Here is a 14168-nt window from a genome sequence, read left to right as displayed (position 1 = left end):
TGTTTTTTATTAAATAATTTGGTTCACATAGATTTTATTTTGGAAGGAAGGGGTACCCCTTCCTTCCAAAATAAATTTTCGCATGACAAATAGACCTCACGATTTCCATTTTTTTCGCCAGGTCTTTGTGATATAATCTTACTTACGATTACTGATGCATTGTTGCCTTTTCGTAATCGTATTTCAGATTATGTGTGATAAGGTGATAAGCCGATTTCAAGAACTTATTCACGCATGCTATGGACGCAACTTTATGAGGTTTCCTCTGGGGTTGCGTTTTTAATTTATCATAATAATCTACAATATGATTTTGTGTATTTTTCCGTAGTTGGATCATGGTCTGGATCATGTAAAATAGAATCTTTCTAAGTTTGTTATTTCCTCTTTTATTAATCTTGTCTTTATAAAAGGTATTCCCAGATTGATATCTCATGATATCAATACCGACGTAAGCATTCAGTTGTTTATGGTTTTTGAATCGTCGAATATCTCCTAGTTCTCCAATTAAACGAACTGCAGTCGTTTCTCCGATTCCTGGAAATGAAATTAAAATCTGATACTCTTGTTTATCTTTCGATAATTTAACCATCTTTTGGACAAGTTGATCTCTTTTCTCCTTCAAGTCTGCAATCCGTTTGGCATAATCCCGCACTTGTTCACAGCGAATATCATCTTTTGAAATTGCTGGATACGCTTCTTTTGCTGCTTCGATTAAAGCGATCCCTTTTTCTTCAGCACGTGCCAATGATAAGTTTTTTCTTGTGTTGGCTTTTAAACGATGCTTTTATCTGTTTTTTGTCTCCTCATTGAAGCCATTTGAATATTCGCTTCGAGTGGGTTAACTCGATAATACATATAACCTTGATCACCTAAGAATCGTTCTAGTGGTTTTGAATATACGCCTGTTGCTTCAAAGACAATATCAGGGGCCTGTCCATCTTTTTGTGTTAAAGTTATAAGGGTTTCGTTTAATTTCTCGAAAGAGTAACGGTTATGGGTTATTTCACCCTCATATTCGCATTGACGATAACGGTCGTAAATGACCATTGTACTTTTCCCCATACTGACATCAAATGCCACTACGTGTTTCATATTTTCTGCCTCTCCTTTTTAGCCAAACATAGAAGTTCTTCACATTGCCTTATCGATTCCACTTTCTTATACACGGTCTCTATGGACCCAACATACTAAACTGATTCAAATGTAAGCGTAAAATAACGCCCACGTGTTTTTTCGTGGGCGTTTATTATATGCTCTATTTAGTTTTATTTGGTACGCGACATTCTTCTGGAATTGTCTTCGACCAAGGAAGGAGTTGATCGATGGCTTCTACATCATTGTGATCTATCAATGGTAATTGTTCGAAAAGATAGGTTAAGTAGTTCAATGGATTTAATTGATTCTCTTTAGCTGTTTCGACAATGCTATAAATAATAGCGCTGGCTGATGCACCTTTCATCGATTGTGCAAATAGCCATGCCTTCCGGCCCATCACGAATGGTTTAATCGATCGTTCCGCACGATTATTATCGATTTCAAGTCGACCATCTTCTAAAAACACTATGAGCTTACTCCATTGATTTATACAATATGTAATTGCCTCTCCCAATTTGCTTTTTGGGGGAACTTGAGGGCGTTTTGTTTTTAGCCATGCCAAAAAAGCGTCTAACACAGGTTTACTGTGTTCAAGACGGTATTCTTTGCGCTGTTCGGGAGTACAGTTCTCAAATTTTTCACTGATTTGTCTTTCAATCTGGAATAATTGATTACAGAATTGAATTCCTTCTGCAGCGGTTGATGATGTTTTATCCACATTGGCTGGTAATGCCTTCAGTGCTTCATCGAATTTTCGCCTTGCATGTGCCCAACACCCTACCAGTTCGACATCCTTTAATTCATGATATCCTGCATATCCATCTACATGCAGATATCCCTTAAATCCTTTTAGAAAAGCCTTCGGATGTTTACTGTGACGAGTCGTTTGATAATCATATAAGATGATTGGCGGTACGTCTCGTCCTGTTCGATACATCCACATATAAGACTTCGAATCCGCTTTTCGTCCAGGTTCTGCTAGAACTTGAAGTGTAGTTTCATCCGCATGTAGAATATCGTTTTCGAGTAATAGCTCATGCATCCGTTTATATAGAATGGAAAGCCAATTGGTTGCACCATAAATCATCCAGTTGGCGAGCGTTTGGCGTGATAAATACACACCGAATCGTTCCAACTGCTTTTCTTGACGATAAAGAGGCATTCCTTCCACGTATTTTTGGTTCATGATATAGGCCATAGCCGATGCAGATGCCAAACTTTTTGGGTAAATTGGTGTTGGCATTTTGGCTGTGACAATCGGTGTCTCGATTCCTTCCCGTTCACATTGACGGCAACTGTAAATATGTTGAACATGCTCAACGACTTTTACTTGAGCAGGAATAATCTTGATTTCTCTTCGTATTTCCGTACTCATTTCGTGTACGGTTCCACCGCAACACAAACAAACCTGCTCTTCTTCGGCTAAACGATAGTGAATCGTTTCCGTCGGCAAGTTCTCTAGTTTCGCATCGCGTTGTCCTACAGACTTCTTCCGTTTATAAGTAATGGTTTCAAGTGTAGGTTCTTCCACTTCTGTATCCGCTGTGATTTCAGCTTCATTAAAAAGAGGAAGTTCGAGTTGATCCGGATTCGTTTTTTCACTGGAAGCCCCAAATTTTTTATGTTGGCTAAGGCGGAATTGTTCTTCCAACCATTTGATTTTAGCCTGTAAGGCTTCATTTTGTTTTTTGAGTTCCGCATTTCTCGCTTGCAGTTCTTCAATTGTTGATTCATTGGTTTGTTTGTGTTTGTTCATAAGTTAAAGAATAAAGGAAAGGAATTGACAGGTCAATGTCAAATTCCTTTTAAACCATGATTTTAGCTGATACTTGTTCATGTGCTTGTTTTTGTTCAAATGAAAGACCATCGAGCAACCAACTGAATTGGCGGGGAGTGATGCACAAAGGGCCGGGAGTTCTTTCATCAGGCCATTGAAAGACCCCTTTCTCTAAACGACGATAGTACAACCAAAACCCATTGTGATCCCAATGGAGAATTTTCAATTTATCTCGTTTCCGATTACAGAAAACAAAGAGATTAGAAGAGAAAGGATTTAACTGAAAGCTCATTTGAATAATGGCTGCTAATCCATCAATCGACTTGCGTAAATCCGTTGCCCCCGCTGCTAAATAAACATGTTGAATGGGTGTTTTACTTAACATGTGTTTTCAGCACCTGAACCACTTCGTTGAAAAGGAGTGGATTGAAACCTTCTTTTACTTCGATGGAAAATTCCCCAATGTTAACGATGAGCGGGGAGTTTTTTTCATCCAACGGATGGGATACTTCAACAGTTAGCCATTGAGGGGAAGTCCGTGAAGTTTCAGTTGTCTCTAACTCTAGTCTTTTCATCCATTTATACATACTTTGGTGACCTACTTGATTTTGTTTGCACCAAGCTTTTACACTTGACTCTCCACTAGATCGATAAGATTCAATTCGTTGTTGCCACAATTGTTTTCGTTCATCTGGGGACATAAAAATAAAAACCTCCTAACTTTTGATGTTGATCTCATTATCACAAAACATCAAAATGGTTAGAAGGTGTGGGATATTTGGCGCTTACATTCAAATAAGGGTGTGAAGTTGGTCTGTTTTTAATACGGACTCTATTTGGTCCCAGGAGCTGTTCGACCTTCCTTCACTTCTACTATAAAAAAATAGTAGCACAAACCTTGGCCTAGGTCTGTACTACTAATGTTAGTATGTTTTTTTACTATTACTTGACATCGTATCCTTGCTCTTCAATCGCTTCTTTAAGTTTTTCTACATTTACTTTTGTTTCATCATAATCTACATCGACAGTACCTTCCTGCAGATGCACTTCTACACGTTTTACCCCATCCAGTTCTTTAAGGGCATTCGTCACTGCCGCTTTGCAGTGTCCGCAAGTCATGCCTTGTACATGTAATGTAATAGTCATTATCAATTCCTCCTTAAATTATATTTTTATATTTTCACGCGTTTCAAACGAAGCGCGTTTGTCACAACTGATACGGAACTGAATGCCATGGCCGCTCCGGCAACCCAAGGTTCCAATAATCCAGCGGCGGCTACCGGAATACCAATCGTATTATAGAACAAAGCCCAGAACAGGTTTTGCCGAATGTTTTTCATTGTTTTGCGGCTTAACTCAATCGCTTTCGGGATATGGGCTAAATCTCCACCGACCAAGGTAACATCGGCCGTTTCGATAGCAACATCCGCTCCTGTGCCGATGGCCATACCAATATCCGCTTTTGCCAAAGCCGGAGCGTCATTAATTCCATCACCGACCATCGCCACCCGCTTCCCTTGTTTTTGCAGCTCTTCGACAATATTCGCTTTTTCTTCAGGAAGCACTTCTGCATAGACGCGATCTACATTCACTTGCTTAGCAATGGCTTCTGCTGTCCGTTTGTTGTCTCCCGTTACCATGTACACTTCGATGCCCATTTGTTTTAATGTTTGAATCGCTTCTTTTGAGCTTTCTTTTACCGTATCAGCGACAGCAATGATGCCGGCAAGCTGCCCATCAATGGCAACAAGCATAGCGGTTTTCCCCTGCTTTTCAAGCTCTGCCATTTTATCTTCATGCATGGAAAGCTCTACAGAGCGTTCCTTCATCAGCTTTCGTGTTCCAACAAGGACATTTTTGCCATCAATGACTGCTTCAATTCCGTGACCAGTAATGGCGGAGAAATGCTCCAACGGCTTAACCAAAATCGCTTGTTTCTTTCCATATTCGACAATCGCATGAGCCAGCGGATGTTCCGAAGCACTCTCGGCGGAAACGGCATAATCGAGCATGTCTTCTCGGAACTTAAGCACATCTGTTACTTCCGGTTTTCCTTTTGTCACTGTTCCTGTTTTATCCAGAAGCACGGCATTAACTTTATGTGTTCCCTCCAGGTACTCACCTCCTTTAAAGAGGATCCCTTTTTCTGCCCCTTTGCCTGTACCGACCATAATCGATGTCGGTGTCGCCAGACCGAGCGCGCAAGGACATGCAATGACGAGAACCGCGATAGCCACCTCAAGCGCCTTTGGCAAGTCCCCCGGAGCAACAAAGATGTACCATATCATGAACGCAACAACAGCAATGCCTACGACAATCGGTACGAAAATACCCGAAATGATATCAGCCATACGCTGAATCGGCGCTTTCGAGCCTTGAGCCTCTTCGACGATTTTAATGATATTGGCAAGTGCTGTATCTTTCCCTACCTTCTCTGCCCGAATAGTTAGTACACCATTCTTATTAATGGTTGCTCCGATAACAGAGTCGCCTTCCTTCTTATCAACAGGAATCGATTCACCGGTAATCATCGATTCGTCGACAGAGGATACTCCGGCGATGACGGTACCGTCTACCGGAATTTTTTCGCCCGGTTTAACGAGAAGGATATCCCCTATCATCACTTCCTCAAGCGGAACTCTTACTTCTTCCCCATTACGGATGACAAGAGCTTCTTTTGCCTGCAGGCTCAACAGTTTGGAGACGGCTTCGGTTGTCCGCCCTTTCGCCAGTGATTCAAAGTATTTTCCGACAAGTACAAGCGTAATCAGTACGGCACTCGTTTCAAAATATAAACTTGGCATATACCCTGAATTTCCTAATGTTTTCAAAGCTTCATACAAGCTGTAAAAGTAAGCGGCTGATGTTCCAAGTGCCACCAGTACATCCATGTTCGCACTTTTGTTTCGCAATGCCCGGTACGCCCCTACATAGAAAGGGCCTCCGATGTAGAACTGAACGGGTGTAGCCAAAAGAAGCTGGAACCACGGATTCATCAATAGGTGCGGCATTGGTAAGCCTATATCAAACGGCATATGAGCCATCATCGTATAAAGCAAAGGCAGTGATAAAATGATGGAAATGGCGAGTTGCCGTTGTTTTTGCTTAAGCAGTTCTTCTTTCCGGCCTGCCTGCTCTTGTTCTTCGTTTCGGATCTGCCCCTTGTACCCAAGCTTTTTGATTTTCTCTAAAATGTCTTCGACAGATGCAATGCCTTCAGTGAATTCTACAACAGCACTGTTTGTCGCCAAGTTTACAGCTGCACTTGTAACGCCTTCCATACGATTTAACCCTTTTTCAATCCGTGCCGCACATGCCGCACATGTCATCCCCTCAATATCCAGCGTCACCTTTTCAGTCGCAACACCATACCCTAAATTCTCAATTTTCGTTCGGATATCGGCTATACTTTGTTTCGATGGATCATATTTAATCGTTGCTTTTTCCATTGCCAAATTGACATTGGCTTCTACTCCATCCATTTTGTTCAACACTTTCTCAATCCGATTGGAACAGGCTGCACATGTCATGCCTGTTATCCTAAGTGTAATGAGCTTTTGCTCACTCATCATGCTTTCCGCTCCTTTACTTTGAGAATTGCTTAATGACATCCATTAATTCCCGAAGCGATTCTTCTCCATGGCCTTCGCGGATCGCCTTAGAAACGCAATGTTTTGCATGACGTTCCAACAAGTTAAATCCTACTTTTTTTAAAGCTGCATGAATCGCTGAAATTTGAACCAAAATATCAATACAATAACGATTGTCCTCTACCATCTTTTGCACACCGCGCACTTGCCCTTCAATCCGCTTCAACCGCTTAATGATGCTTTCAATTTCTTGTTCTGTCCGCGGAACCATTTTTGCGTTCATATTGTTATCTTCACAGTGATTCACTAGTATCACCTCGTTTATTATTAATGATTATCCTTAAATACATTATACGGGTAATGGGTATAAAATGCAGCTGAGCTTCTTAATGAATCCAATTGCGTTTGCCAATCAGCCATAGCAAAAACTGAATAGGAAGAGGCAAATGAGCGCGTTAGTCCAATAATTTAAGAAGAAATAGAAATAAATATCGAAAAAACACTTGAATTTCCGGGACAGCTTGCCTTTTAATGTCATAACCTCCAGGTATAGTAATTCGTTTTCCTCCTTTTCATAACGTTATAATCAATAAGTGATGGTGTCTAATATGCCAAGTAAGATTATCACGATTCCAGCTGCCTTCTGAACGAACCTTCCTGCTTGTTTTCCTTTTTTCATTAGAGTACCGCTAAATCCTAAGTACCATAGAATGAAGATGAAGAAAATAACAGGTACAGAGGTTCCGATGGCAAAGATGCCCGGCAATATCACTCCATAAGACGTTGAATACACAAGAGGCATTAAAGTCACGAAAAACAGCACAAACATCGTTGGACAAAACGCTAACGAAAAACTGAACCCCATTAAAAAAGAACCTGTTTTTCCTTTCTTTAAAAATCTCTCAGGTATTTTGAACAAGGTTAGGTTCCAATACATTTTAAAAAGCCCTAACAAGTATAAACCTACAAGAATGAGAATGGGACCGATCAGCTTTCTTAGCCACGGAAAATAGAATGTTAGTGTACTTTGAATCTCATTCCCCAAAAGCCAGACAATCATCCCCAAACCGGAAAAGGCAATAATTTTACCAAAAATATAAAGAAACAACTCTTTCCACGCAATTCCTTTTTGCAAGGACTGATTACTGTATAACGTGATTACTCCTAAGTTAGCGGTGAGTTGACACGGGGCCATCGCTCCTACTATACCAAGAACAAACGCTGATAAAATGGGGATAGTGGTTGTATCATGTGCAATATTTAGAAATGGTTGACTTAAAAGGTTACTTATTTGATTGAAAAATGAATACATCCTTCCTCTCACCTTCCCCTCTAATCTGATGTCTATATTGTAGCAGTGGATTTTGTAGAAATATGGAGTGGTAAATAACAAAGACATGCTAATCGCACGCCTTGTCATTAGCCTATAGTAGTTTCCCCTTTACTGCTATTTGAGTCCAGCTTTCACCGTTATTTGTTGTCACGAAAATATCGCCATTCATGGTGGCCATCACCATTTCCTTTTCATTTTTCGGATTAGAAGCCATATACATGATATGATCTTTTTCATCGAGTGCAGGAACAGAAAGAACTTCCTCCTGCTTTGAATCGAATGATTGTTTGATAAGTACAGGCTTATTGTTTTCTACAGCAGCAAATAAAATCGATTTTTCTTGGAAGAAAAAAGCCATTGTATTGATTTTTCGAGTAAACCGTTCAAACGTATTTCCATTATCTTTTGAAATGAAAATTCCTTCGGTCGTACTAATTCCGACCATATTTTCCTCCGTTGGATGGGCAGCAATCGTTCCTGCAGCAGTTTGCGGTAGGCCGTTTAATTGACTTGGCGACCACGTTTTGCCGTCGTCTTTACTGTAAAATAACCCTTGTCCTAGCTTTTTGTTTTCTTCTTGGTTCACGACATAAATTGTATGGCTTTTATAGCCTACTGCCATATAATGAAAATCAGATTCTTTATAAAACCCTAAGTTCATCAACGTTTGTCCATGATCAAGACTTTTTACAAGACCAAGCGGATTTCCTAAAGATGAACCTTCTTCTGGGTGTCCCGATGCATAAAACCCATCGTCTGTTGCAGAAAAGCCCATATAATCATGTTTATTGGAAGTGGTTTCATACCATTGATTATTTTGGTAAACAAGTAAACCTTCATGTGTAGCAAAGTAAATCGCATTTTGGTTGCCTGCATAACCAATTCCATGTAAATGTTCGAACTTTCCTTCTTTCTTTTCTTTAAAGAAAGGATTATTTGTAACAGATGTGTTGGATTTTGCTTGTTCTTTGCTCGTAATAAAGGACTGTTCTTTTTCATTGGATGATGAACAAGCGCTCAGAAGAAGAATAGCCGATATCATCATCATCACTTTCGTCATTTTTTTCATTGCTGATAACCCCTTTTTGTGTATGAAATAGCGATCGTACATTTTATAGCAGAAAGATTTGCAGAATTTATGGAGTTTGCTTCTTTGGATATGATATTTGTCACTCTTCATAAACATAAACTCTCTAAGTTTTGTTGGTTTGATCCTTTTTTCGATTGATTTTCTTCCAAGTAAAAAGAAATAAAGAAACAGACAAAAATGTTAATATTCCCTTCCCTTTCCATGTCCAATTCATCAATTGATAAACCGAATAGGCTTCTAAAAGTAAGGCAGGTATTTTCCCTATTGAACTGGCAATCATAAAGATAAGCAAGGAAGTTTTTCCGATCGCTTTAACAAAGGTAACGACTCCTGACGGAACAAAAGGAAGAAGCCGCAAAGATAAAACAAGAAAAAAGGCTTCTAAACCTTTTGCTTCAAGCAAACGTCTGACTTTCGGATGAGAAAACAACTTTGTTTCAGAAAGTTTCCTAAATCCTTTTTTACGATATAAAACAAAAGAGACAACGGCCCCGATGGCTTCCCCAGCAAAAGATAAAAAGGTGCCTTTCTAAAACCCGAACACAGCCAAATTGGCAGCGGTTAAAAAAACGCTTGGCACAAGTCCTAAAAACTGATTATTATATTTATAACGATACTAATGAAGTAAGCAGCATTTTCATATGTGTTGAGTAGTGTAATCATTTGCTCTTTCATTCTCTTCCCATCTTATCCCTTCCATTTATACCCCACCCCCCAAACAGTTTGCAGAAATCGATCGATTGGAAACCCAGCTTGTCTCAGCTTTTCTCTAATATTTTTCACATGAGAATCAATAGTGCGCTCTTCTGTATTTGCGTTATAGCCCCATAGTGATAGAATAATTTGTTCTCTGCTAAACACTCTGCCTGGGTTTTTCAGAAAAAGCCCCAATATGGCAAACTCTTTAGGTGTCAGAAAAAGATCATGTTTATTATATTGAACCTTATGTTGAGCTTCATCCCACACTAAACCTTGAAACTCAATTTTTGGTTGTTTCCCTGCTGAACGGCGCAGAACCGCCTCTATGCGGGCAAGCAGTTCGGATTCGTCAAATGGTTTTGTGATATAGTCATCAGCTCCCATATTAAGTCCTTTTACGATATCCAATGTTTGATCTCTTGCGGTCACCATAATAATAGGGACATTGGAAAATTCTCTAATACATTTACAAGTTTCCCAACCATCCACCTCCGGCATCATAATATCCAATAACACTAAATCCGCTTTGTTATTTTCTAAGTACTGTATTGCTGATAAACCGGATTCACACTTTACACAACGGTACCCTTTAGGCGAAAGATAAAGATCAAGTAAATCTAACATTCGTTTTTCATCATCAACAAGTAATATCGTATACATGCTCCCTCATTCCTTCGGTAATGTAATCATCATTTTCGTTCCTTTTCCGTAGATACTATCCGCATAAATAGAACCTCCATGGGCTTCAATAATTTCTTTTGCTATCGCTAAGCCCAATCCCGTTCCACCGCTGGCTCTTGATCTTGATTTATCCACCCGGTAGAACCGTTCAAAAATATGCGGCAAATCCTCTTCAGGAATTCCTCTGCCTTCGTCTGAAACAATTATCACGATGTTCTTTTTCTCCGTCCTTACATCAATAGAGACGGTAGAACCTTGCTCAGAATATTTTAAAGCATTATCTAACAGATTCATCATCACTTGCTCAAAACGTTTTTGGTCTATATGGACCGTAATGTTTCCATCACAGTGATATATAAGAGACATGTTTTTCGCCTGAAAAGCAGGGTGCATTTTCTCGTATACTTTTCTTAAAAATGAACATAAGTTGGTCGATGACTGATGAATGTGAAAGGAATGCTGATCCATTTTTGCTAATTCAAAAAGTTCTTTTACTAATTTTTGCATATGCTCTGCTTCTTCATAAATAATAGTCAAATATTTCTCTCTCTCTTCTTCCTTAATGTTTGGTCTTCTGGCGATGTCCGCATATCCTTTTACATATGTGAGAGGGGTACGAAGCTCATGAGAAATACTGGCAAGAAATTCGTTTCTTTCTTTTTTTAAGTATTCTAAATCCCTTGCCAATGTTTGAATAGATTTTCCTAATTGCGCTAATTCATCCTCTCCTTTTACTTGTAAACGGACAGAAAAATCACCTTTGCTCAATTTTTCGGTCGCCTGTTTCATGCGAATGAGAGGAATCGTAATCACTCTTGATAAGAAAGCAATCGTTATAATCGTTAAAAATACAGAAAGAATTCCAACGATAATAAAATGATGCTTTAACTTATAAATCATGTTTTGAATGGAAGCTGTATTTTGAAACATATAGACATACCCTTTTATCTTGCCGTCAACCCGAATCGGGCTTACTGTTGAAATATGCGACTCTTTTTGCCAATTTTTTTGTACAATCATACCATCATGGGGAATGTTTTTAACTTCGTTTTTTATTATTCTTTTGGCAAATGGTAAAATATGATCCGAAAAATATAATATATTCCCCTTGTCATCTGTAATAACAACGTCCGTCACCGCTTCCGACTCCATCATGGTGACATGTTCCAACGTAGAAGAGTCGTAATTTTTTTCTAACACATCGCGGTGATTATTTCCTCTTGCCAACAGCTGCTCAAATTCCTCATTAATTCTAGAATGAACAAGCGTAATATATAATGACACAAACAAAACCGTTTCGATTCCTAACACAAATAGAAAAAATAATAGTCCTAATTTAAACGAGATTTTTCTCATTTTTGTCCCTTCCTTATCAGTCCATTAACTTCCATATCGTTTAGGAAAAACTGTTTTTTGATCTCTTTTTCGTTGATTCCGAGCGATATGGCATATGGGTTCCGTCAAATAAATATTTGTACGCTCTCTCTATTTATGCCTTTGGACGATATGTTTATTTTATAAACTAAATTTGCAGAATTTATGGATTTCAATCAAGTGTAACTGTTGGGGACGATTTCACTTTTATCGTAAAATTATTACAACCGCTCCGTATTCTTACGTTATCATAGCGATAAATTCAATAGAAACCAAATACAAAAGCACTGCAGATTTAAGTCTACAGTGCTTGCCGTTTGCCAAACACATTTTACTAATTGCTCCCTCTTCCGCCGTCTCAGCGATGTGAACATCATGGGTAATTAATATGAATGCTTGTCGACAAGAACCATCTGAACGGTGTGGTAAAGAGCGTTACAGGTTCTTTTTTATTTTCTTATTCAACATTCGGCTCATGCAGGTCGTTCTTAAGCATATCATACTCTATCGCTTGTTGAAACCACTCGTCCTCTTCCTTTGTATGCGGAGACGGAAACGTGTTCCTGAGTTCTTCTACTTCTGCCTCATCTAACCAACTGAAAACTGTCACCGCTAAATGGGCGAAAGACGGTTTCACGATTCATGAAAATGGGAAAATTACCTTATCGATGGGCATCCATAACGGGAAGAGAGAAAAGCCGATTATCGTCTATGCTTCAAATTTACCTCAAGGAACGATTAAAGAAATCGAATGTTGTTACGATAACGGTTGGTATTTAGCGGTTACGTATGAAGATGGCCAGAAAGCGAAAACCTATCAGCCGGGACATTTGGCCGGTGTGGATCTTGGCGAAATTCATACGATGGCAGTGTTGGGGGAAAAGGGTCAAGCCCTCCTAATTACTGGAAGAAAAGTACGCTCTCTTCCCTCCTCTTTCCCTTAGACTAACAAGAATCCATTACGGTTTCGAGCAACTTTTGCATTGCTAACGTAGCAGCTACATTTTTACGTTGAATAAAATCTGTTTGCTTACCTTGTTTTTATTCCATTAATATTCCTCGTTAGCTAAATTTTCACACTGTACAAAACTAATTCCAGTTTAAACAGATAGTAAATAAAAATAAGCTTGGAGAATGGTCTTATCAGGAACGAAATTATAAAAGCCTAAAAAATAAGGGGGCGCACATCTTATACACGACCAATCTGTACGCTCCTTTTCTCTTTTATTAAACTAAAGAATAAAAGCCGAGTTCCTGTGAACCCGACTTTGCTAGTGGATATATGATGAAATAAAGGAAAGAAAAACTCCTGCGACGGCGGAAAATACAACGACAATCCAAGGCGGAAACTTCCAGACCGTTAATAAGCCAAACGCGGCTAAAGCAAGGCAAAAATCGAGCGGACTTTTAATCGCTTTCGTCCATACAGGATGATATAGTGCTGCGAGTAAAATTCCCACAACAGCTGCATTGATGCCGTACAGTGCTGCTTGAAAACGAGGATGATGACGAAGCCAATTCCAAAAAGGAAGGGCTCCAAGGATTAACAGAAAAGAAGGTAGAAAGATCGCAAGAGTCGCCACTACAGCTCCTTCCCATCCGAAACTAGCCATTCCTAAGTACGATGCGAATGTAAACAACGGTCCGGGCACTGCTTGTGCTGCTCCGTAACCGGCTAAAAATTGTTCCGCTGTTAGCCAACCTGTAGGAACCACTTCTGTTTGTAATAATGGAAGGACAACATGCCCTCCACCGAATACCAAGGCGCCAGAGCGATAGAAGCTATCAAAGAGCGCAATCAGATTCGAGTCAGTAAACTGTCGGATTATTGGAAGTACCCCTAACAAAACAAAAAATAACATAAGTAAGATACTTGCTGTCTTTTTATGCATCGAGATCGAAATCGGAACTGGTTTTGAATCTGGCGTGCTTCGGAACAAAAACCATCCTAGGATTCCAGCACCTATGATGATTCCTACTTGACTAAAGACACTCGGAATAATCAACGTCAAAATCGCTGCTGCGATGGCAATGGTGGCACGTGGACGATCGGATGCAAAGTTTTTTGCCATGCCCCACACAGCTTGAGCGACGACAGCAACTGCCACAACCAGTAATCCACGGAGCCAGCCAGCCTCACTAAAGGAAGTTCCTTTTAAAAAGTAGGCAAACAAGACAAGTGCAATGACAGAAGGGAGGGTAAATCCAAACCAAGCGGCCATCGCGCCCCAAAAACCAGCCCGCATAAATCCAATCCCCATTCCAACCTGACTGCTCGCCGGCCCCGGTAAGAATTGACACAGCGCGACCAAATCAGCATATGTTTTTTCATCTAACCATTTTCGCCGGTTCACATATTCCTCGCGAAAATATCCTAAATGAGCAATAGGCCCCCCGAAAGAAGTCAATCCTAACCGGGTAGCTGTTTTCAACACTTCCCAAACAGAACCTCTTTGTTCCTGTTGCAACTTAATTTCTTGATTCAACGCGTATTCCTCCTAATGATATAATATCTTGTTACTGCTATGA

General features: G+C 39.8%; 12 protein-coding genes and 2 pseudogenes. 1 reads left to right on the top strand and 13 read right to left on the bottom strand.

Annotation, left to right across the window (positions count from 1 at the left end; genetic code table 11):
- Positions 1-148: 148 nt before the first annotated feature.
- The 12 genes and pseudogenes from NST13_RS14990 to NST13_RS14935 all read right to left on the bottom strand — a co-directional run bounded on the left by NST13_RS14990 (position 149) and on the right by NST13_RS14935 (position 11621).
- Positions 149-1092: pseudogene (locus NST13_RS14990) on the bottom strand (transposase).
- A 163-nt stretch (positions 1093-1255) separates the two neighbouring features.
- A complete protein-coding gene (locus NST13_RS14985; RefSeq protein ID WP_342469277.1) occupies positions 1256-2851 on the bottom strand; it encodes an IS66 family transposase in 1596 nt (531 codons plus the stop codon).
- A gap of 49 nt (positions 2852-2900) precedes the next feature.
- Complete coding sequence (gene tnpB, locus NST13_RS14980) at positions 2901-3257, bottom strand: IS66 family insertion sequence element accessory protein TnpB (protein WP_141603366.1); 357 nt, start codon at positions 3255-3257, stop codon at positions 2901-2903.
- Positions 3247-3573: a hypothetical protein gene (locus NST13_RS14975; RefSeq protein ID WP_096550474.1), complete on the bottom strand. Its 327-nt coding sequence runs from the start codon at positions 3571-3573 to the stop codon at positions 3247-3249. Before NST13_RS14975 ends, tnpB begins: the two co-directional genes overlap by 11 nt.
- Positions 3574-3814: 241 nt before the next feature.
- Positions 3815-4018 (bottom strand): copper chaperone CopZ, encoded by a 204-nt coding sequence (copZ, locus tag NST13_RS14970; protein ID WP_208651700.1) that lies wholly within the window; start codon positions 4016-4018, stop codon positions 3815-3817.
- 26 nt (positions 4019-4044) lie between these two features.
- The gene (locus NST13_RS14965) at positions 4045-6441 is read right to left on the bottom strand and encodes a heavy metal translocating P-type ATPase (RefSeq protein ID WP_342581870.1); all 2397 of its coding nucleotides are present in this window, start codon (positions 6439-6441) and stop codon (positions 4045-4047) included.
- 16 nt (positions 6442-6457) lie between these two features.
- Complete coding sequence (locus tag NST13_RS14960; RefSeq protein ID WP_342580940.1) at positions 6458-6769, bottom strand: metal-sensing transcriptional repressor; 312 nt, start codon at positions 6767-6769, stop codon at positions 6458-6460.
- A 279-nt stretch (positions 6770-7048) separates the two neighbouring features.
- A complete protein-coding gene (locus NST13_RS14955; RefSeq protein ID WP_342580939.1) occupies positions 7049-7774 on the bottom strand; it encodes a sulfite exporter TauE/SafE family protein in 726 nt (241 codons plus the stop codon).
- Positions 7775-7886: 112 nt separating this feature from the next.
- Positions 7887-8864, bottom strand: coding sequence for a F510_1955 family glycosylhydrolase (locus NST13_RS14950; protein ID WP_340434115.1), 978 nt, complete (start codon positions 8862-8864; stop codon positions 7887-7889).
- Between the two features lie 124 nt (positions 8865-8988).
- A pseudogene (locus NST13_RS14945) lies at positions 8989-9560 on the bottom strand (VTT domain-containing protein).
- 12 nt (positions 9561-9572) lie between these two features.
- The gene (locus NST13_RS14940; protein WP_208651691.1) at positions 9573-10244 is read right to left on the bottom strand and encodes a response regulator transcription factor; all 672 of its coding nucleotides are present in this window, start codon (positions 10242-10244) and stop codon (positions 9573-9575) included.
- A 6-nt stretch (positions 10245-10250) separates the two neighbouring features.
- A complete protein-coding gene (locus NST13_RS14935; protein ID WP_340434111.1) occupies positions 10251-11621 on the bottom strand; it encodes an ATP-binding protein in 1371 nt (456 codons plus the stop codon).
- 575 nt (positions 11622-12196) lie between these two features.
- Here NST13_RS14935 and NST13_RS14930 point away from each other — a divergent pair.
- Positions 12197-12583 carry a hypothetical protein gene (locus NST13_RS14930; RefSeq protein WP_342580938.1) on the top strand — a complete coding sequence of 129 codons (387 nt, stop codon included), beginning with the start codon at positions 12197-12199 and terminating at the stop codon, positions 12581-12583.
- A gap of 327 nt (positions 12584-12910) precedes the next feature.
- On the opposite strand, the gene NST13_RS14925 is transcribed toward NST13_RS14930, so the two are convergent.
- On the bottom strand, positions 12911-14125 hold the full coding sequence (locus NST13_RS14925) for a chromate transporter (protein WP_342580937.1): 1215 nt from the start codon (positions 14123-14125) through the stop codon (positions 12911-12913).
- Between the last annotated feature and the right edge of the window lie 43 nt (positions 14126-14168).

This window comes from Ureibacillus sp. FSL W7-1570 (assembly GCF_038593265.1).
Taxonomy (GTDB): Bacteria; Bacillota; Bacilli; order Bacillales_A; family Planococcaceae; genus Ureibacillus; species Ureibacillus suwonensis.
This window is presented reverse-complemented; position numbering and strand designations above follow the sequence as displayed.

Coding starts and splice junctions, on each gene's coding strand:
- NST13_RS14985 (WP_342469277.1), bottom strand. CDS start 2,851: ATGAACAAACACAAACAAACCAATGAATCAACAATTGAAGAACTGCAA.
- tnpB (WP_141603366.1), bottom strand. CDS start 3,257: ATGTTAAGTAAAACACCCATTCAACATGTTTATTTAGCAGCGGGGGCA.
- NST13_RS14975 (WP_096550474.1), bottom strand. CDS start 3,573: ATGTCCCCAGATGAACGAAAACAATTGTGGCAACAACGAATTGAATCT.
- copZ (WP_208651700.1), bottom strand. CDS start 4,018: ATGACTATTACATTACATGTACAAGGCATGACTTGCGGACACTGCAAA.
- NST13_RS14965 (WP_342581870.1), bottom strand. CDS start 6,441: ATGAGTGAGCAAAAGCTCATTACACTTAGGATAACAGGCATGACATGT.
- NST13_RS14955 (WP_342580939.1), bottom strand. CDS start 7,774: ATGTATTCATTTTTCAATCAAATAAGTAACCTTTTAAGTCAACCATTT.
- NST13_RS14950 (WP_340434115.1), bottom strand. CDS start 8,864: ATGAAAAAAATGACGAAAGTGATGATGATGATATCGGCTATTCTTCTT.
- NST13_RS14940 (WP_208651691.1), bottom strand. CDS start 10,244: ATGTATACGATATTACTTGTTGATGATGAAAAACGAATGTTAGATTTA.
- NST13_RS14935 (WP_340434111.1), bottom strand. CDS start 11,621: ATGAGAAAAATCTCGTTTAAATTAGGACTATTATTTTTTCTATTTGTG.